The organism is Streptacidiphilus sp. MAP12-16, assembly GCF_041262165.1.
Classification (GTDB): Bacteria; Actinomycetota; Actinomycetes; order Streptomycetales; family Streptomycetaceae; genus Streptacidiphilus.
The window spans coordinates 122,587-141,750 of the sequence record NZ_JBGCBY010000002.1 but is presented as its reverse complement, the minus strand read 5'-3'; the positions used below and the strand labels follow the sequence as shown (position 1 = coordinate 141,750).

The window sequence follows — 19,164 nt, the reverse complement described above, 5'->3', positions numbered from 1 at the left end:
TCCGACTCGGCGTTTCACCCACGCGGGCCCACGCCGGGGGCCAACGCGGAGGACCGACGGCGCGTCAGTGCCAGGCCGACCGCGAGGAGCGGCGGCGCGACGAGCATTCCGGCGACGTCACTGAGCTCGCCGGTCACCATGCCGGGCCATTCCCGTTTCAGCAGGTGGTCGTTGACCGCCAGGAGCAGCAGCCCGAACAGCGCTCCTCTACGCCCCGACGACAACGACGCGGCCGCCGGCAGGTATCAAGATCCTGGCCGGTGAGATGTCAACGGATGCCAGGCGGCATCTGATGATGGCGCTGCGCCAGGAGAGGGCCGGGCACGTTGCCATCGGCTGAAGGGATGATCTGTGCCTGATATGCCGTCATTCTGCTGCGGGACCGCCGGATGTGCGTGGGTCCGGGCCGTACGATGCTGCCGCAACAGTCTGGACATTTCAGGATCTTTCCGGCATTGGTCGGTCTTCCAGAAGCGGCGGTATGCATGAAACCGATGTTCCGTAGTCGGCTGCGGCCCTGGGCCGCTGCCTGCGTGACGCTCGTGACCCTTACGGCCGTGGCCGCCACCGCTCCCACGGCGCTGGCGACCGCGCCCCCGCGCGTACTCGCAGCGGAGCACGGCTACGACCTCCCGCCGGCCGTCGAGGCGATCATGCACAAGCCCGGTTACCAGACCGCACAGTGGGGCGTGTACGAGGTCGACCCCTCGAACGGGGAGGTGATCCACTCCCAGTTCGCGCGCCAGTCCTTCGTCCCCGGGTCGGACACCAAGCTCGTCACCCTCTCGGCCGCCTGGCACAGCCTGGGCCCCGACCACCGCTTCACCACACCCGTCTACGCGACGGGCACACGCCGCGGGTCGGCCCTGAACGGGAACCTTGCGTTGGTGGCCCAGGGCGACCTGACGATGGGTGGCCGGACCAAGCCTGACGGTTCGGTGGACTACACCAACGTCGACCACACGTCCGCCAACGACCTGCCAGGCGCAACCCTCACCCCGGAGGACCCGCTCGCGGGCCTGAACCAGATCGCCCGGCAGGTGCGCAACGCCGGCATCACCCGCGTCAACGGCGACGTGATCATCGATCCCAAGATCTTCACGCCCCCGGATCTGGACCCGCAGCCCACCCCGTTGATCATCAACGACAATCTCATCGACCTGCTCACCACTCCGACCACGGCCGGGCACCCGGCCAAGCTGTTCTGGCGCCCGCAGGTCAAGCCGTACAGCGTCGCCTTCGACGTGAAGACGGTGGCAGCCGGCGGCGCGACGGACATCACCGTCAAGGCCTCCCGTGACGGCACCAGGATCACCGTGTCAGGCACCATCGCGGCCGGGACGCAGCCCCTCCTGCGGACGTCCGCCATCCAGGACCCCAACGCCTACGGCCGCACCGCGCTGATCGAGGCACTCGGCCGCGCGGGCGTCACCGTCACCGCGAAGCCGACCGGTCCCAACCCGGAGCGCGCGCTGCCGAGGTCCTACGCTCACGATCCGCGGGTGGCCGCCTTCGTCTCCCCGCCCTACCGGCAGTACGCCAAGCTGATCCTGAAGGTCAGCCACAACCTCGGCGCCAACCTGGCCCTGTGCAACATGGCCGTCCTGCGGGGCAGCAAGGACTGCTTCGCCGGCGGATTCGCGGTCGAGCACGACTTCCTGACCAGGGTCGCGCACATCGACCCGACGCAGTTCCAGCTCGACGACGGGCGCGGCGGCGATGCGACCGAAAAGGCCACTCCGGTCGGTCTCGCCCAGATCCTCGACTACTGGCTGCACACCCCTGACGCGGCCGCGTTCCGGCTGTCCCTCCCCATCCTGGGGGTCAACGGCTCGAACGCGATCTCCTGCCCCCACTGCCCGGCCAAGGGCAAGGTCTTTGCCAAGCCCGGCACCATCATCGGCCTCGACCGGCTCAACGGGCAGCTCGACGTCGCGGATCAGAGCCAGGCCGGCTACCTGCAGACCGACGACGGCCACCTGCTCATCTTCGTCGTCCTCGTCAACTCCGCCACCGCCCCTGACATCCAGGGCGTCCTCCGTATCTTCGACGACAGCAACCAGATCTCCGCCCTGCTGCAGGAGGAGGCCTCGGCACACCTGTGACAGCAGGCGACACTGGCTGACCTCATCCCTACGCGCGCCTGCAGCACGAGGCTGGGCACAAAGAGCAGCAGCCCTCGCCGGGAGGATCCCTGGCGAGGGCTGCTGTTCGATCAGGTTTTTGAGGTCCAGCAGCAGGAGCTGGTGGTGCTGGAGCAGGTGCCGTTCATGACCTCGCTCGCGTCCGCGAAGTCGGTGATCTCGAAAGTGTCCGACTCCAGTTCCAGGATCTCCTGGGTCAGGGACGCGAGTGCCGTGTCGTTGCTGGGCATGATGACTCCTCGGGGTGTTCAGGCTGTTCTCTCGAACAGACGGTCTCTCTTGCAGTTCATTTCTATCGGGCTCCACTTGCATACCGCCCTCCTGGCACTGTCACTTCACTGACGCCAAAAGGCCGCACCGGATGCGTTTCACAAAAGCAGCAGCCCTCGCCGGGTGGATCCCCGGCGAGGGCTGCTGTTCGATCAGGCCTTCTTCCAGCAGCAGGAGCTGGTGGTGCTGGAGCAAGTACCGTTCATGACCTCGCTCGCGTCCGCGAAGTCGGTGATCTCAAAGGTGTCCGACTCCAGTTCCAGGATCTCCTGGGTCAGGGACGCGAGTGCCGTGTCGTTGCTGGGCATGATGACTCCTCAGGGTATTCAGGCTGTTCTCTCGAACAGACGGTCTCTCTTGCAGTTCATTTCTATCGGGCTCCACTTGCATACCGCCCTCCTGGCACTGTCACTTCACTGACGCCAAAAGGCCGCACCGGCCGCTATTCAGGACGGGGATCCCAGCGGAAACGGCGGACGGCGATCAGCGTGCCGATGGTCCCCCAAGCCAGCAGGACGCCGAGCTGGTGCCACTGGAATCCGGTGTGCTGGGCGAACGGCCCGAGCAGGGCCTGGTTGAAGGGCCGCATGGGGAGCAGGCCGGCGATGCTGTTCAGCAGTCCGGAATGGATCGGGAAGTAGTTGCCGGAAATGAAGAGCAGGGGAAACTGGATGAACTGCACCACCGACGACGCGGCCTCGGAGTTGCTGATCAGCGAGGAGACCGCGACTCCGAGAGCGCAGAAGCTCGCGACACCCAGCAGGAGGGTTACCACGATCGCGGCCCAGTGGGTGGGCAGCGCCACCCCGTACAGGGCGCCGGTGCCGATGACCAGAACGACGTCGATGACGCTGACCGCCACGCAGTGCGCCAGCAGGCCCAGGAAGTAGGTCCAGGCTGACACGGGGGTGGCGTGGAGCCGCTTCAGGATCCCGTTCTGGCGCCGGATGGACAGGGTGACCGCGAGCTGTCCGTAGCACGCGCCGAGCACCGAGAGAGCCGCCACGGTGGGGGTGAAGTACTGCATGCCCGAGAGTCCGTAGAAGAAGCTGTCCTGCTGCTCACCGCCGAAGACCGCTCCGAAGATCACGATGACCATCACGGGGAGGGCGAAGGTGAAGGAGACGGACTGCGGGTTTCGCCAGAAGGACAGCTGCTCGTACCTGATCTGGTGGACCACCAGCTTCAGTCTGCCGCGCAGGCCAGTGCGTGGACCCGGACCCAGTACTGCGGTGGTGCTCAGACTGCTCATGATCGGCTCCGGCTCGTCGACTGTAGCTGCGGTGCGCCCGGCGCGGACGCGGCCTGCCCGGTGAGGGGGTCGGCCAGGCTGAGATAGACGTCCTCCAAGCTGGGCTGCTCGATGGTCAACCCGTCCAGCAGGATGTCTCGCCGAAGGGCCCAGCCGGTCAGTTCGTGGAGGGCCCGGGTGGGTTCGTCGACCTCCACGGTGACCATTCGGCCGGCCCTGCCGGTGACGGGCAGGGGCAGGTTCTCGGCATCGACGCCCGGGGGAAGGGCGAAGCGTATGCGCTTGCGCGCACTGTCCCGGCCGCCGATGGTGGCCGGGGTACCGGAGGCGACGATCCGGCCGGAGACGATCACCGCCACCTGGTCGGCGAGCGCTTGGGCCTCGTCCATGTAGTGGGTGGTCAGCAGGATCGTGGTGCCGGTGGCCTGCAGATTCTTCACCACCTCCCATGCACTGTGCCGGGAACTGGGGTCGAAGCCCGTGGTGGGCTCGTCCAGGAACAGCAGCTGCGGGTTGCCGATCACCCCCAGGGCCAGGTCCAGACGGCGTTTCTGACCCCCTGACAGGTCCTTGACCTTCGCCCGCTCCTTGCCGGCCAAGCCGGTGAGTTCGATGACCTCGTCGACGCCGCGCGGGTTCGGGTAGTACCCGGCGTTGCGCGAGATGGTCTCGCGCACGGTGAGGTACGGCTCGACCGCGATGTCCTGCAGGACCAGCCCGATCCGCTCGCGGAGCCAGCGGCCTTCGGCCCGGTCGCCCGGATCGCGCCCCAGTACTTCCACACGGCCGCTGTCCCGCGCACGAAAGCCTTCGAGGATCTCAAGAGTGGTGGTCTTGCCCGCACCGTTGGGGCCGAGGAGCGCGAAGATCTCACCGCGCGTGACCGTGAAGCTCGCGCCGCGAACGGCCTCGTTCCCGCGATAGTTCTTGCGCAGGTCGTCCACAACCACCGCGCTCATCGTGCCCACCCCGCCCACGATGTGAGCCGTGCCTTGACGGAGTATTCCGTCCTCGGTCGACAGAGCAACATTGCTTCTCCTTCATATTGGCTGGTCATCGGTGCTCGGACAGGCGCTGGCACCCTCTTAGGGTCTGTCCGGCCGATCTTCGCGGATCAGCGCACGCCGTCTGGTGCGGTGCCTCGCAAGGCGGCGGAGCGCCCTTCGTAGCGGAGCTACCAGGGCGGTGCGCCAACGCGGCGAGGTGCCGTGCCAGGCGGTGGGCGCCCGCGAAGATCGGCCGGACAGACCCTAGGAGAAGGGGTGCGGGACCAGACGCAACGCGTCGTCCCGAAGGCCCGGGGCGCGCAGCCGGGGCATCCGAATGGCGCGCTGCCGGGACCAGCCGAAGTCCATGGGCAGTAGTCCGGGCACCAGCGTGCGAACGGTCCGTAGCCCCAGCAACTCCTGCTCCGGCGAGGTCTGGTCCACGACGATCACGTCGAAGCCGGCCTTGACCAGCTCGTCCCGGCAGAAGAGCACGTCCTCCAGGAGATCCTGAGAGCGGGGGCGTTGCCGCTGCCAGTCGGCATAGATCTGCTCCAACGAGCCGGTCGCGACCGGCTCCAGGTAGCTCCTGGCATGCTGTGCCATCTGTGGCAGACCGAAGAGCGCGGAGTGATCGGGGAGGTTTCTGACCAGATCGAAGTTCCGTGCCATGGCCTCGAGTTCGGGCAGTTGCTCGCGTACACGTCCGGGCAGCTGCGGGATGTAGGTGAGCGTCTCGGAGACGGCGGCCTCGATCGCGGAGGCCGGGTCGAATCCCGCTCCCGCAGCGAAGGAGAGCAGGCCGGGTCCGCCGTCACGGCGCACCGCGAGGCTGGTCACCACCGGGACAGCGAGATCAGCCCGGGTGTCGAAGGCGTGGATGTCGTAGCCCGCGAGGGCGGCGCGGTCGACCATGTCCCGGATCGGCCGGCTGTCGCACGAACCAAGGTCGATCTCGGTCACCGGGGTGTCGCGGTACCAGGCAAGTAGGAAGGAGTCCCGTTCGATCACCTCCAGCAGTCCGAACAGCACGGCCTCCTCCAGGCAGCTGCCGATGGCACAGCCGTTGGAGCACTCGTCCACGAAGTCGTCGGCCGCGGTGCCCTCGCAGTAGTAGGCCGACCGGAGCGGAACCAGGATCGGGTGCCGGTCGCGGAGCGAGTAGCCCTGCACCCAGGGGATCGGCCTGGCCGGGTCGAAGGGGCTGAGCGAAGGATTGCCGGCATAGGTCTCGGGCGCGTAGTCGCCGCAGTCGCGCGGGTCGAGGGCGGCCTCCCGGAGGTTGTCGTACGCCTCCACCAGCAGCGGGCTGCCGGATCGGCGGTGGGTGCTCGCGTACCGCTCCAGCCCCTCAAGGAAGCCCAGGTCCCGGCTGCCGCGAAAGGAGTTGGCCTTGCCGCTCCAGGTCATGTCACCCAGCCCGGCCTGAGTTCGCATGAGGATCTTGCCCGCCACCGGCGCCGTGGTGGGGGATGAGACGTCGGGCCAGGCACGTGGGCCGAGCACCCCGCAGACCGGGTTCACCAGTGCGCCGCCCGGCAGCCCGTAGGAAGCCGGGGAGCGCAGCCGGTAGACGTTCTCAGCAGGTCTGAGCCGGGGGACCAACCGCAGCGCGGGGGGCTGCGACCGGCCGTCGTCGGTCGCGGTCGCGTTCTCCGCCAGGACCCCGGCGCAGTAGGGGCACAGCGGCTCGGCGAGGAGGGCGACGGTGGAGGTCCGCAGGGTCGTCAGGTCCACCCTGGTGACCTGCGGCAGACCCGCGTCCGCCGCCTCCCTTGAGGCCCGGGCCGTCTGCCCGGCGTGGTTCGTGACCAACTGGTGGACTGCCCAAACCGCGGCCGCGCTGAAGTCCGTGATCAGCGGCCACTGAGACGGCGCGGTGGTGGCGGCGCCGGTCTCCAGCGCGTCGCGCTCGGCGCTGCCACGCAGCCGCTGCCAGCGTACGGCCAGGCAGTTGCCGCAGGCCTTTCTTTCCGTCTCGCCGCCCCAAGGGCCGATCAGCACGGCTTCGGAGGTCACATGGATGGTGGCCCGGGCCCGCTGCTCGACCCTGGCGGCCGGCTCCGGCCGCAGCGCGTCGGCGTCCCCGAGGGCGGAGACGCGCGGAGGCGGGGGCAGAGGCACCCCGGGCCCGGACTGCGGCGTAGCCCAGCGGGTGAGCCGTCGTTGCAGCTCGTCCCGTGCGGTGTCCAGCGGCCCGGCGGACATGTGGAGTTCCAGAGGGGTCACGTTGCTCATTTCTTACCGGACTTACGAGTCCCACCGGTCGTGGTGGTCCTGGTGGTGCGCCAGGTCCGGAACGCCAAGATGCCGGTGAGAACGAGGAGTGGCAGGATGCCGGCGAACCAGGCGTACCCGCCCGGCACGAGCTGCCGGCAGAACAGCCCGAGCACCGCCAGCAGCGCGCCGGTCAGCACGGTCGATCCGAGCGCGTAGCCGCCGTAGACCAGCCGCAATCGGGCGGGGTATGTGCCGACGCCGGGCCCCCTCCGGACCAGGCGGCTTGCGGCCAGAACGGCGAACCTGCGGCTCTCCGTCGCGAGTTGGGCTGTGCCGAGCAGAAACTCCAGGATCTTGTACCCGTCCAGTGGCGAGAGGGGGAGCAGGTTGACCAACCCCGCCCCGGCACCGATCAGCAGCAGCGCGCCCAGCACAGGGTGGGTCCTGGTGGGTTCGCCGAGGAGCAGCCAGACGAAGTAGACCGGCAGCAGGAGGGCGAGGTTTGCCAGCACCCCGGCCCCGGCCGTGGCCACCTGGTGCCGACGGCGCGGGAAGAAGCGGACGTTCTCCACCTCGCAGTACAGGTACGCCATCGGGAGCCGCCAGCGCACACCTATCTCGGTGACCCTCCCGCCGGCAGCTCGGCCGACCAGCCCGTGCGCGAGCTCGTGCAGCGCCATGCTGACCCAGACCGCGGCCGCCACTGCCAGGAGCGCCGGCGGTTCGTGCCGAAGCGAGGCTGCGCTGGCTGCCAGCGCAGGCAGGTGGGCGGCGATTCCGGCCAGCTGCGCGACCAGCAGGAGCAGCAGGAGGGCCAGGAAGAGCGGACGGCGGGCGAAGCCCGTGGCCCGATGCAGCCGGTCGATCAGCGCGGGGGTGTCCGGGACCAGCTCGATCCGACCTTCGAGCAGTGAGGATCGTGGCCGTTCGGTCTGCTCCGGCATCGTCCCGTGTGCGGTGCCGACCAGCAGTCGCCGGCCGTACAGCAGCCCCAGCAGCTGGCGCCACTGCGGCTCGCCCAGCCGGACCCCGTACTGGGCGGCGTAGTCGTCCCCGATCTCGTCCAGGGTCCGGACCCCGTCCAGCCGGTCCATGACGAAGTGGACCTTCGCCGCGACCTCCATCCGCGCGCCGGTCTGCGGATCCAGCAGCAGATGGATCCGCGCCGGTCCTCGCGTCAACGGGCGACTGACCAGGATGTCGGGGCGCAGCTGAGGGCGGCCCTGCAGCATCTCGGGAACGCTCACGACGCCGACATCCGGGACTCACGCAGGGACCGGGCCAGTATGAAGGCGAGGTAGGCCTCGTCCTGGATGGTCATCGAGAGCCGGTTGTTGGTCATGTGCATATAGGGGACGAGCAGCCGGGGCAGGGTCAGCTCGGGGGCGGTGACCCTCACGCCTCCCTGTCCTTCCGATCCGTCGAAGAGCAGTTCACCGCGGCGGGTGAGGTCGAGGACCCGCTCGCGCAATTCCCGGCAGTGCTCAGCCCACAGGCGCAAGGTGCCCGGCATGCTGGCGAAGTCGTCCCGCCCGACGGCCTCGAGGATCCGCCGGAAACGCGATGCCGGCGACGCGTCGGCAGTCTCGTAGACCCGGTCGAAACCTGCCCTGTCGGTGGCTTCGGGGGACGCGGAGGCCCCGTCCCAGTAGGCGTAGTAGCGCTCGAAGAAATCCAGCAGCAGGTCGTCGTCCGCGAGCAGGCACCCGGACATGACCATCATCAGCTGCGCGGAGAAGCCGAGGGCGACCGTGCGCAGATGCAGGTTCAGCGTGCGGTTGGCGGTGAGGACCAGGCCGCTGGAGTGCCGGAAGTGCCACTCGGCCAACGCGACCCCGGCCGGACCACCGTACTTGGCGTACTCCGGCTCGTACTCCTCGGTGCTGAAGGTGTTGTTCGCCCGGAGCCGCATCCTGCCGTCCGAGCCCGTCATGCGTTCACGCTGGTCCGGCGAGTACTCCAGGTCGAAGAGCTTGTCGTAGTACTCGTCGAGGTAGCCGGGCGGCATCTCGTACAGCGCGGGGCGCTTGCGCAGGAACTCGGCGATGGCCTGCTCGGCCCGTTCCCGTACCGGCGCGGCGGCGTCGGGAGAGGAGGGCCGCAGGCGCAGTCGGACGTGCGGGCCCTCCATCCAGTAGTTGATGAAGAAGTGGCCGGCCAGCAGCCCCTCGGCGGTCAGCTCGTCGATCAGCGGTTCGACACACTGCAGCAGCAGCGGGCGCGGGCTGGCCGCGTAGAAGATGTGGAACGCCTGCCACGCCCCGGCGGTGTCGTCGGGCTCGGATCCGAAGTCGGTCGTCATGCCAGTCCTTCCTTCTCGATCGGGATCGGTACGATCTCCACCGCGAGTTCGGCCACGTGATTGCCGCGTTCGGAGCGCACGGAGAGGCTGTCCTCGGCGGGCAGCATCTCCTCCAGGACGACCTGCGCCTGCCTGCCGCCGATGACACCGTCCAGCGCGAGCAGCGACAGGGGGCTGTCGAAGTCGACGTACTGAGGTTTGCTGCGGCCCCGTTCCGCAGCGACCCCAACCGCAGCGACCCCAACCGCGCCGGCCCCGTCCGCACCGTCTTCCCCGTCCTGGTACACCCTGGCGAAGACCTGGTCGGGCAGCCCGAGGCGCTGCCGCAGGCGCTGCCAGCGCAGATACCACTCCGCTTCGGTGTCACCGGGCTCGCGGACCGGAAGCGCGCCCGCCGCTGCGGTCCAGCTGCGCCGGTGCAGGACCACGCTGCCGTAGCGGACCCGGGGCCGGCTGGTGACACCGTCGACGGCCGGGCTGTCGGGTACGCCGCGCCAGACGTCCAGAGCCACGTGGAAGGTCGGTGAGAGCAGCAGCAGGGTGCGCGGGATCTCGGGCAGCGCGTTGGGAATCATGTAGCCGAAGTAGAACGGCACCACTTCGCGGTTCAGCTGACGGGAACGCAGGACCAGCCGGTCTTCTGACGTGTCGTGTTCGACGTAGAGGTCGTCCAGGTGGAGCTGGGCCTGCGGAGCGGCGGTGCTGGTCTCACCGGGGCAGACGATCTCGTAGTCGGTCAACCGGCCGTGCAGGTTGAGGTTGGTGGTGGCGGACCCGGCGGTGATCTCGGCGAAGACCACGCCGTCGGGCTGCCATGACCGCAGAGTCTCCCGGAGGTCCGCGGAGAGCCCAACGGTCCCACCCGGTCCGTCGAAGCAGTGCGTGAACCGGGTGAACGGGAAGCAGAGACCGCCGTAGGCGTTGTTGAGGACCACCAGCGGGTCGCCCTCCCGCCTGGCCAACTGAAGGAAGTAGCTCTGCGGTTCGAACCCGCGTGGGATCGCTGCCAGATGGGCCGAGGCGGCTTCGACTGTGGCCGGGTCGATCAGGAACTCCTCGGCGCCCAAGGGGTGTTCGGCCCACTTCCGGCGAATCCGGGCGGTGAACTCCTGCCGGGTAAGGTCCAGTGCGGTGATCCCGGGCTGGCCCAGCCAGTTCACCTCGGCCGGGTGGCTGCCGTCATGGGCGCGCTGCGGGTTGCGTTCGGTGTGCTCCAGGTACCGGTCGAACAGGTCCTCATGGAAGTCGTGGACGAGGGTGAGCAGGTCCTCGCAGCGGCCGCCGCGCCCGTAGCGGGTGACGAAGAAGCCCTTGAGGGTGAGCCGCTGGGCCAGCATCACGTCGTAGGCGGGGAAGAGGGCCGACAGCGCGTTGAGCGGCTCGGCGGCCAGCCGCTCCCAGGTCCGGAGGTCGGCCTGGATCGGTGCCGAGGTGACGTCCTCGTAGAGCAGGATCTGCGGCAGTGAGGCCGGATCGGCGCCCAGTTCGGTCTGGATGTCGAGCAGTTCTCGGCGAAGCCGGGCAAGGATGGCACGCCGATCTGCGGTGTCGGCATCCGGGTACCGGGCGATCCAAGCGGCGGCCACCTCCAGGCGCTCGGCGACCTCGTGGGCCCAGGGGCGGTCGAGTGCGCGCAGCGCGGCCTGGAACGAGCGCAACGGGTCGTGGTCGTGCGCATCCGTTGCCAGGGCGGGCAGTTGGAGCAGGCCGAGGTCCAGCAGCGCGGCGAGATAGCGCTCGGTCTCCTCCGGCTCGGCGTTCGCGTTGGCGCCGAGCCAGGCCAGCACCTCGCCGCAGCGAATGTCCGGGCGCTGCTGGAAGAGTTCCAGCAGCCGCTCCAGTATTCCGCTGCGGCGCAGGAAGAAGACCCGGTCCTGAGCGGTGTCGAAGGTCACCGATCTGCTGTCGTCGCCGGACGTCAGCGAGCGGCGGACGTAGCGGATCCGACCCTCGCCAAGCACGAGACCGGATGCCGGAGCGACGGGTAGGTCGCTGCGGCGCAGCCCGTCCGCCGCGATGACCTGGGCGAGCCTGGCGAGCACCAGGACGTTGAGCCGGGGATGACTCGACCACTCCGGACTGAACGCCGTCTCCTGTTCGCCGTCCGGCTGGAAGCGTCCCGGCACCACGCTGGTGAATGTGGAGAACGGGCTGGGCTTGCAAGCCGTGCGGTACAGGTAAGCCAGGAGGGAACGCTCCAGCTTGCGTCCGCGCTTGTCCGGCGTGGCGTTCGCGGCGCTGATGAACGCGTCCAGCTGGCTGTCCAAGGTGGGCGATGCCAGCAGCAGTCCCAGCCGCAGCCGGTCTGCCTTCGCCAGCCTGCGCAGTTCGGCGCGGCTGCGGGCGAGATCCTCGTCGAACGCGGCGGCCGCCCTGCTGCGCGACTCCTCGTAGCGCTGCCGATCCGTCAGCCAGCCGGCGGCCAGCTCAGCGGTGGGTCCGCTGAGGAGGTCGGCGAGCTCCAGCGCCGCCGGCAGATCAGCGGGCAGGCGGTTGTTGAACACCTGGCGGCGCAGCGCCAGAACCTTGCGCCGCTGCCCGTCGTCCTCGTTCGCCTTGACCAGCGCGCCGAGCCGGTCGCTCAGGTCGGCACCCAGGGTGCGCAGCCGCGCCTCCTCACACAGAAGTTCGTCGGCCCGCCGACGTGTCTCCGGGCAGCGCAGGCCGTGTAACGCCTCGATCGGCAGCCCGGCGACCCGCATCATGAAGCGGCGGCTCAGCATCCGGGCCTCCGCGCCGCGGCCGGCGTTCACGGGGGTCGAGTGCCCGACCGTCATGGCGCTCCCTTGCTCGTTCAACGGCTCCCCCATCGGCTCAGGCGATCTCATAGCGGAAGTCGGCCGGGTGGGGCCGCTCATGGCCGACCATCATGCTCAGCAGGGGCATCTCAGCGGACCCCGCCAGGGCGAGCTCCTCGACGTAGGAGTCCCCGTCGAAGCCGAGTGCCACCCCGCAGCCGAGATCCATGGCCGCGCAGGCCGTGTAGACGGCCTGCGCGGTAGCGCCGACGGCCGCGGCGGCCAGCCGGTAGCCGCGGTCCCCGAGGGCGTCCAGCACGGCGGACGTACGCACGGTCGGGACGATCACCGCACCCGCCTGCTCCACGTTGTAGTTGTTCAGTGTGTAGGCCCGCTGCACGAAGGAGCCCGGCGCACCGGACCTGACCAGCCGCAGCGAACGGTCCAGCGGGTCATAGAGGTAGCTGCCGGGGGCCACCGACTCGACATGGTTGACGAAGACGTAGAGCCGGGTCAGGGACGGGCCGTCCGGTGGTTCGACGTCGCTGTCCAGGCGTCCCGCTGCCTCGGCGGCGGCGAGGATCGCGGACAGCTGTGCGGGGTCCACCGTGCGGTAGGAGGAGAATCGGCCGAAACTGCTGCGTCGGGCGCGCAGTGAGGTCCGGAGGTCCGAGGGCAGGGTCAGCGGCTCGGGCAGGGGGGTTCGCTCGCCTCCCGCGGCGACAGGTCGAGCGAGGGCAGTGGTCAGCGCACCCGCTGCGGGTCGTTCGGTCGCGCCCTCCAGAGCGGCCGCCTGCATCCGCTCGAGGAGGTCGAAGGTGTAAACCGTGCGGGAACGCTCCTGGTCGGCGTGTCGGACCCGGGCCGCGGCCGGAGTGGTCACGGTGGGGGCGGCCCGCGCGCCCTTCCAGCGGAGGGGGACGACGGCGAACAGGCCCTCCTTCTCCGGGTCGAGCCCGAGCAGCCGACTCAGCCGGGATTCGTCGAACCACAGCGCCGGGCCGATGTGCAGGCCCTGAGCGCGGGCCCACATCCGCCAGGTCTGCAGCACCGCACCCACGTCCATGGCGACGACGTGGTAGCAGAAGCTGTTGTACTTGAATGAGTTCTGCCAGAACTTGACGCCCAGGATCAGGAACTGGTCGGTGTCGCCGAGCCGTTCATCACTGAGGGCCGCTCCGACCTCCGCCGAGACGTCCCCGGCCAGCAGGCGCCGCATCGCGTGGTGCGCGGCGGAGTAGTGGTAGACGCCCGGTGCCAGCGGTCCGCTCGGTCCGGAGACCCAGTGGACGCCCACGGGGTAGAGCCCGCCCCCGGAGGCGCTGCCACGGGACCAGCCGGCGGACTGGTAGGAGGGCATCGTCATCATGCTGACGTTGGCGTGCACCGCCAGCCGTCGGCTGAGCAGGCCGCAGGAGTCCTGGAGCATCGCGCCGAGCAGCGGAAGCGTGAACGGCCGGTCGCCCCGGGGCCCGGTCAGACCGCTCTGCACGGTCGCGCCGGCGGCCTCTGCGACCGGGTCGCGACCAGGCAGAGCGAACCGCTCCGCTCCGGGGAAGTGTCTGCCGTCCCTGGGCTGGTCCGCCCAGTCGGGCTCGAAGTCGACGGGGTCCATGGGGACCCTGCTCCGGTGCAGCACTGCGGCCGCGTATTCATGGGCGAAACCCATGGCCGGTCCTTTCTCGTTCGTCGATGCTCACTGGGAGTCCGAACCGCTGCGCGGAGGCGGGGGGTGCCGGCACAGGGTGAGGAGTGCTCAGGGGAAGGGGTGGGGGGCGGGGTTGAGGTCCTCGGCGAGCAGGGCGCGCTCGCGCAGGCCGGCGTCCCGCAGCGCGGTGCGTACCCGGGGCAGGTGCAGCGCCCGCTGCCGTCCCGAGCCGAAGTCGATCGGCACCAGTCCCGGCACGATCACCTTCACCGCGTGGAAGCCCAGGTCGCGCTGCACGGACGTACTCTGGTCGACCACAATGACGTCGAACCCGGCGTGGTTCAGCACGTCGACGCAGCGCTGCACATCGTCGCGTAGGTCACGGCCAGGGGCGATGGCGTTCTTCGCGAAGGTCTGCGCGAGCGAGTGCCGCTCGCGATCGCCGGCCAGGAGGAAGTCCGCGTGGGCGGCCATCTCGGGCAGCCCGTAGATCAGCGGGTGGTCGTGGAGCCCTTGGACCCTCTCGTGGTCGGCCGCCATGGCACGCAACCGCTCCTGGTCGCGGGTCGCCATGCGGCGCAGCTTGACCGAGTCGGTGGCGATCTCGCACAGTCCGCCGGCGAGCGCCGTTTCCGGGTCCAGGCTCGCGCCGGCGCCAAAACTGAGTGCGCCCATGCCCCCGTCGATGCGCTCGGCGACCGCAGTCACCACCGGGATCGGGAAGCTGATCCTGGTGTCGAAGAACCGGGCTCGGTAGCCGTACATCTCCAGGCGGTCGACCATCGCCCGGGTCTCCGCGCGGCCGCTGCTGTACGGGTCGATCTCCGGCAGACCGGCCCTGCCGTACCAGGCGATCAGGAAGGCATCGCGCTCGACGGCCTCCATCAGACCGAAGTAGACCGCCTCTTCGAGGCAGCCGCCCGAGGCGCAGCCGCTGGAGCTCTCCTGGACGAAGCGCCTCTCCTCCTGGTCGGGGAGGTGGTAGTACGCCATGATCTCCGGTACCAGCACCGGGCGCTGGTCGCGCAGGGAGTACCCCCAGACCCAGGGGATCTCCAGGTCCGGCGTGAACGGCCGGACGCGCGGTTCGCTGCGGTAGTACTCGTCCGAGTACACCCCGCACAGCCGCGGGTCGAGCGCCTGGTCGGCGAGGGAGTCGTAACTCCCGTGCACGGCGGTCCGCTTGAGCCGGGGCTGCATGCCGGCGAACCGCTCGAGCCCTTCGAGCAGGCCGACCTTGACGCTCCTGCCGTACTGGCCGGTATGGCCGCCCCAGAAGCACTCGTTCAGGTAGCCGTCGGCACGCGCGGTGAAGCATCCGAGGGTCGCGGAGGTCGTCACCGAGCACAGGTCGGGCACCAGCGTGCCGCCGAGCATGCCGGCAACCGGGTTGGCGAAGGCCTCCACCGGCAGGTCGTAGTCCTCGATACCGCGCTGCCGGAAATCGTCCGGCGCGGGCTTGGGCACACTGCGCAGCACGATCCGGGCGCCCTCGGCGTCGTCGTCGGACGGTCGGGCGCAGTCCGGGCAGTCCGCGTCAGATATCAGCGGGTACTGGCGGATCCGGAGGTTTTCCAGGTCGACCAGGTAGACCGGAGGGAACCGACTGCTCTGCCCGGTCGCCCGCTTCTGCCCAGTCGCCCGCTTCTGCCCGGTCGCCCGCTCGGGGGTCGTCCGCTCCTGGTGGGCGGCGATCAGGGCTGCGATGGCGTCGGCGGCGAACGGCACGGCCCACGGAGGCATGCCGGTTGCCTTCGTCTCCGTCCCCAGTTCCAGGGCGTCGCGCAGGGACGTGGATCTGACGGCCTGCCAGCGCCTGGCCAGGCAGCGCGGACAGGGGGCGGCGCTGCCGTGGTCGGGAAGCGGGCCGACGACGGCATGGTGCCCGTACAGGTGGACCGGTGTGCGCCGGAGCGACTCCGCCGTGGCCGCCGGTACCGCCAGTTCGTCCCTGACGCCCAGGACCGACACCTCGACGTCGCAGTCCACGGCCTGCCGGGTGAGGCTGTCCGCCAGCAGGCGCGCCAGGTCCTCGCAGGTTTTGGTCCACAGCCCGGCGTAGCCCACGACGGCCCGCTGCGGCCGTGGCGCAGAGGCGGCTCGGGTGACCTCAGCGAGCATGGACCGCTCCCGTACCGAGGAGCACCCGGGCAACGTGGATCCGGCCGACCCGCAGATCCGCCGCAGTCACTGGAGCGAGCAGCACGTCCTGCCCGGCGCGGCGCAGCCGGTCGACCGCGGCATCCCAGGTTTGTACGGAGTGCAGATCGGCCTTCGTCTCGCCGCTGGGCACGATGCTTCCCGCGTCCAGCTCGCGGAACAGCGGATCTCCGGTGTCCACGCCTGCTGCTGCGCCGGGTTCGCGGCCCAGCTGCAGGCGGCCCAGGAGGTCCCGGATGGCCTCGACGGCCCCTTGCTGCCAGCGCAGCGCACTGCCCGCGGCCCAGTGCCATGCGCCGGTTTCCGGGTCGGCGACTCGGGCGAGCAGGACCGGAACCGCCCGATCGGCCGCGGTGCCGAACTCCAGCAGCTCCAGCTCGGCGCCCAGGTTGGCGGCGGAGCGAGCCAGGAAGGTGAGCTCGGCGTCCCGGGTCAACGACTCCGGCGCGACTCTGGCCACGGGGACGGCACCGCGCAGGGCTTGGCGCAGCGCGTCGTACGAGAGTGCGGTGAGCAGGCCGCGGGCCGCCGCCGCGCGTGCGGAACCGCCGGCACCGGTCCCGGCGGAAGTGGCCTCGAACAGGCGCTCCTGGTTGTCGGTACCGAAGGTGCGCAACGCGGCGGCCGGTACCAGCACGGTCTCGCCGCTGAGCAGCGAGACGGCGCCGGCCCAGGCCGGGATCCGGTCGACGGGGCCGCCGGTACCGCTGGCCGTGCTCAGTTGTTCGGGGCTGACCAGGGGCCAATTGGCGCGGGCGGCCTCCAGCTCCGGCCCGCGCAGCACCCCTGAGACCGGGACGACGTGCTCGGCGTAGACCTCGGCTGCCCGCAGCAGGCCGCGCAGCCGCGCGGCGGCGACGTGGTGCAGGTCGAAGGCCGAGATCTGTCGGGGTGCCGGATGACCGACACCCACGGTGAGGGTGGTGACCTTGAGCGGGCTCTGCTCCCATGACTCGTCGGCGAAACCGCCGAATACCCCGACGCCTGTTCCGACCAGGACGTTTCTCGCCTCCAGCTCGGCGAGCGCGGCCTGCGTGACCTGATCGTCCGCCACGTTTTCGACGCCGGGCGGGCCGTACGTCCCGTCCTGGGCGGTGTCGTCGGCTGCAGCGAGGTTCACGGCGGTGTCAGCGGTGTTGGCGGTGTCGGCGGCGTCGGCGGTGTCGGCGGTGTCGGCCAGCGAGCAGTACGGGCAGCGCGGGTGGGCGAGCAATCGCTCGGACACCACGTCCAGCGAGTCGAGGTCCTGAATGATCACTTGACCTGCGGTCTCGGCGGGCAGCGCCCCCGTGGCGAACCGGAAGACCTCGAACCCAAGCAGGTTGCCGAGCATCGCGGCCAGCGGCTTGCTCAGGTGTGGACGGGCAGGTTCACGTGGTGCGCCGGGGGCGATGCTGCTCCAGAGGTCGGCGGCGGCAGCTGCGTCCCCGTTGGCGCTCAGCCGCAGTACGGCGCAGACCCAGCAACCGGTCCTGCCGGGTTCCATCAACGGGCCGATCACGGCGCGATCGCCGAAGGTCCAGGCAGGAAGCACCGTGCGTCCCGCTGGGATGCCGGCCTGCACAAGCCGGGCCAGCTGCCGTTCCCCGGTCGAGCCGCCGGCCACCACGACCAGGTCGTACCCGTCCAGCTCGTCCCAGCCGAGCAGGGCGCTGCCGGAGCCCCCCGGGCTCTCGAGCAGGCTGAGCGAGACCGGGCAGCCGGCCTCGGTCAGAGCGGCCGCCTCGCTACGGACCTCCTCGAAGTCGTTGCCCGCCGAGTCCACGCCCTGCATGACTCCGATCGCGGCGCAGCCGTTGTGGACCAGGCTCAGCGCGCACCAGCGGGCCAGCATGTCGTCGCCGAGCACGGCCACCCGGGACTGGCGGAACCGCTGGAAGCGGCTGCTGTCGTTGTCGGCGTAGTGGTCGACGTAGGCGATCTGGGAGGCGAACCTGGCGGCCACCTCCGGCGCGAGCTCGTCGGCGGGCATGGTCCCCGACGCAGCCGCGTCCCGGGCGAAGCCGTGGTCGTAGAGGGCGCCGACGAGTTGGGCGACCATGTTCCGTTGTGCCTCGCCGAGCCCCTGACCGAGGGCGGAGACGCTGTTCGCACCGTTGAGGTGAGGGACGATCAGTGATGCGAAGCGGTACGCCGACTTGGTGTTGAGGCCGAAGCCGCCCTGGGCGTTGTGGAAGAGCACTCCTGAGGGCGTCTCGGTGAACAGGATGTCCCGCCGGAGGCGCGGCCGGGTTTCGGCGATCTCCTCATATGCAACGGCCACGTTCGTCACTTTCCTGTCGATCGGTGCGGCAGAGCGCTGCCGACTCCGGGTGCGGTCTGCTCGTCGGATGCCGCGCGGGTGATTTCCTGCAGGCGCTCGTTCATCTGGTAGTGCCCTACCGGTCCCTCCTCCAGCAGACCTGCCTGGAGGAGGCGTTCGAGGACCATCACGCCCGAGGAGGAGGGGCCGGTGTGGGTGGCGGGCTGTGCGGCGTGCACGGCTGCCCCCGGGCGGAGGCGGAGCGCTGGTGCGCCCGGCCCCGGTTCCAGCGGATCCCCACGCAGGATGGCGAGTTCGAGGCGTTGCAGGGGCGGTCCGGGGTCGATGCCCAGCTCGTCCAGCAGGTGTTGCTTCACCCTCCGGTACTCCGCGAGGGCCTCCGCCCGGCGGCCGGTGCGGTAGAGCGCCTCGATGAGTTGTTCCCAGAATCGCTCGTGCACCGGGTGGCTGTGAGCCATCGACAGGATCTCGGCCAGGACTCCACGACATCGACCGAGTGCGAGTTCGATGTCGAAGATCCGCTCGACCGTCTGCAGCCACTCCTCGGTCAGCTGCGGGACCGCGTCGCGCTGGAGGAGGGCGGAGTTGACGTTTCCCAGGATCGGCCTGCTCCGCCAGAGCGCCAGCGCCCGGCGCAGCAGTGCTAACTCGGCGTCGGGACTGTCGGCGGCATACGCCCGGTACAGCAGTTCGCGGAACCGGATCAGGTCCAGCGACCGTGCATCCGCGTTGATCCGGTAACCGTCGGAAAGGCTCTCGATCACGCTGGCCGCGATCCCGTACGTGCCGAAGACCCGCCGCAGCCGCAGAACGCACGTCTGCACTGCGGCCTTGGCGGTCTCCGGCGGATCGTCGCCCCAGATGGCCCGCTGCAGGTAGGAGACGGGCACGACCGTGTTGGCGTTCAGCAGGAGCGAAGCCAGCAGCGCGGCAGGCTTGGACGGCTGGAGTATCGCGAACTCGCGGCCGTCCGTGAAGCCCAGCGGTCCGAGGACGACGAACTGGACGCCCTCGGCAGCCTGCCCTGAGTCGGCCACACTTTCCTCCCTGTGTTCACGCATTGGGTGGGGTTGGTCGAAAGTATGAGGACCGGCATCCGCCTGTCAACCAGAATGGTTCCCATGGATGCTAAGATTCATCTCAGCGTAGATGACGCCATCCGATCAGAAGTCAGGAGGACG

Annotated in this window: 14 protein-coding genes; 1 reads left to right on the top strand and 13 read right to left on the bottom strand. The window is 69.7% G+C overall.

From position 1 onward, the window contains the following. Window positions 1-14: 14 nt before the first annotated feature. Window positions 15-224, bottom strand: coding sequence for a hypothetical protein (locus ABIA33_RS02665; RefSeq protein WP_370076458.1), 210 nt, complete (start codon window positions 222-224; stop codon window positions 15-17). Window positions 225-557: 333 nt separating this feature from the next. Here ABIA33_RS02665 and dacB point away from each other — a divergent pair, with 333 nt between their 5' ends. Beyond that, window positions 558-2,105, top strand: a complete 1,548-nt coding sequence (dacB, locus tag ABIA33_RS02660) for a D-alanyl-D-alanine carboxypeptidase/D-alanyl-D-alanine-endopeptidase (protein WP_370076456.1) — start codon at window positions 558-560, stop codon at window positions 2,103-2,105. A 110-nt stretch (window positions 2,106-2,215) separates the two neighbouring features. On the opposite strand, the gene ABIA33_RS02655 is transcribed toward dacB, so the two are convergent. The 12 genes from ABIA33_RS02655 to ABIA33_RS02600 all read right to left on the bottom strand — a co-directional run bounded on the left by ABIA33_RS02655 (window position 2,216) and on the right by ABIA33_RS02600 (window position 19,020). Next, a complete protein-coding gene (locus ABIA33_RS02655) occupies window positions 2,216-2,374 on the bottom strand; it encodes a thiazolylpeptide-type bacteriocin (protein WP_370076454.1) in 159 nt (52 codons plus the stop codon). 192 nt (window positions 2,375-2,566) lie between these two features. Beyond that, window positions 2,567-2,722 carry a thiazolylpeptide-type bacteriocin gene (locus ABIA33_RS02650; RefSeq protein WP_370076452.1) on the bottom strand — a complete coding sequence of 52 codons (156 nt, stop codon included), beginning with the start codon at window positions 2,720-2,722 and terminating at the stop codon, window positions 2,567-2,569. A gap of 134 nt (window positions 2,723-2,856) precedes the next feature. Next, window positions 2,857-3,666: an ABC transporter permease gene (locus ABIA33_RS02645; protein WP_370076450.1), complete on the bottom strand. Its 810-nt coding sequence runs from the start codon at window positions 3,664-3,666 to the stop codon at window positions 2,857-2,859. Beyond that, window positions 3,663-4,625, bottom strand: coding sequence for an ABC transporter ATP-binding protein (locus tag ABIA33_RS02640; RefSeq protein WP_370076448.1), 963 nt, complete (start codon window positions 4,623-4,625; stop codon window positions 3,663-3,665). The genes ABIA33_RS02645 and ABIA33_RS02640 overlap by 4 nt, the downstream gene beginning before the upstream one ends. Before the next feature lie 291 nt (window positions 4,626-4,916). Next, window positions 4,917-6,890: a TOMM precursor leader peptide-binding protein gene (locus ABIA33_RS02635; RefSeq protein WP_370076446.1), complete on the bottom strand. Its 1,974-nt coding sequence runs from the start codon at window positions 6,888-6,890 to the stop codon at window positions 4,917-4,919. Then, on the bottom strand, window positions 6,887-8,119 hold the full coding sequence (locus tag ABIA33_RS02630; protein WP_370076444.1) for a metalloprotease: 1,233 nt from the start codon (window positions 8,117-8,119) through the stop codon (window positions 6,887-6,889). The genes ABIA33_RS02635 and ABIA33_RS02630 overlap by 4 nt, the downstream gene beginning before the upstream one ends. Further along, on the bottom strand, window positions 8,116-9,174 hold the full coding sequence (locus ABIA33_RS02625) for a lantibiotic dehydratase C-terminal domain-containing protein (protein WP_370076442.1): 1,059 nt from the start codon (window positions 9,172-9,174) through the stop codon (window positions 8,116-8,118). Before ABIA33_RS02625 ends, ABIA33_RS02630 begins: the two co-directional genes overlap by 4 nt. After that, window positions 9,171-11,951, bottom strand: coding sequence for a lantibiotic dehydratase (locus ABIA33_RS02620; protein ID WP_370076440.1), 2,781 nt, complete (start codon window positions 11,949-11,951; stop codon window positions 9,171-9,173). The genes ABIA33_RS02625 and ABIA33_RS02620 overlap by 4 nt, the downstream gene beginning before the upstream one ends. A 37-nt stretch (window positions 11,952-11,988) precedes the next feature. Further along, window positions 11,989-13,581 carry a SagB family peptide dehydrogenase gene (locus ABIA33_RS02615; RefSeq protein ID WP_370076438.1) on the bottom strand — a complete coding sequence of 531 codons (1,593 nt, stop codon included), beginning with the start codon at window positions 13,579-13,581 and terminating at the stop codon, window positions 11,989-11,991. Window positions 13,582-13,668: 87 nt separating this feature from the next. Then, the gene (locus ABIA33_RS02610; protein ID WP_370076436.1) at window positions 13,669-15,681 is read right to left on the bottom strand and encodes a TOMM precursor leader peptide-binding protein; all 2,013 of its coding nucleotides are present in this window, start codon (window positions 15,679-15,681) and stop codon (window positions 13,669-13,671) included. Further along, window positions 15,671-17,983, bottom strand: a complete 2,313-nt coding sequence (locus ABIA33_RS02605; protein WP_370076434.1) for a TOMM precursor leader peptide-binding protein — start codon at window positions 17,981-17,983, stop codon at window positions 15,671-15,673. Before ABIA33_RS02605 ends, ABIA33_RS02610 begins: the two co-directional genes overlap by 11 nt. 5 nt (window positions 17,984-17,988) lie before the next feature. Then, entirely contained in the window at window positions 17,989-19,020 is a 1,032-nt protein-coding gene (locus ABIA33_RS02600) for a BTAD domain-containing putative transcriptional regulator (protein WP_370076432.1), read from the bottom strand. Window positions 19,021-19,164: the final 144 nt, after the last annotated feature.

Coding starts and splice junctions, on each gene's coding strand:
- ABIA33_RS02655 (WP_370076454.1), bottom strand. CDS start 2,374: ATGCCCAGCAACGACACGGCACTCGCGTCCCTGACCCAGGAGATCCTG.
- ABIA33_RS02650 (WP_370076452.1), bottom strand. CDS start 2,722: ATGCCCAGCAACGACACGGCACTCGCGTCCCTGACCCAGGAGATCCTG.
- ABIA33_RS02645 (WP_370076450.1), bottom strand. CDS start 3,666: ATGAGCAGTCTGAGCACCACCGCAGTACTGGGTCCGGGTCCACGCACT.
- ABIA33_RS02640 (WP_370076448.1), bottom strand. CDS start 4,625: ATGAGCGCGGTGGTTGTGGACGACCTGCGCAAGAACTATCGCGGGAAC.
- ABIA33_RS02635 (WP_370076446.1), bottom strand. CDS start 6,890: ATGAGCAACGTGACCCCTCTGGAACTCCACATGTCCGCCGGGCCGCTG.
- ABIA33_RS02625 (WP_370076442.1), bottom strand. CDS start 9,174: ATGACGACCGACTTCGGATCCGAGCCCGACGACACCGCCGGGGCGTGG.
- ABIA33_RS02620 (WP_370076440.1), bottom strand. CDS start 11,951: ATGACGGTCGGGCACTCGACCCCCGTGAACGCCGGCCGCGGCGCGGAG.
- ABIA33_RS02615 (WP_370076438.1), bottom strand. CDS start 13,581: ATGGGTTTCGCCCATGAATACGCGGCCGCAGTGCTGCACCGGAGCAGG.
- ABIA33_RS02610 (WP_370076436.1), bottom strand. CDS start 15,681: ATGCTCGCTGAGGTCACCCGAGCCGCCTCTGCGCCACGGCCGCAGCGG.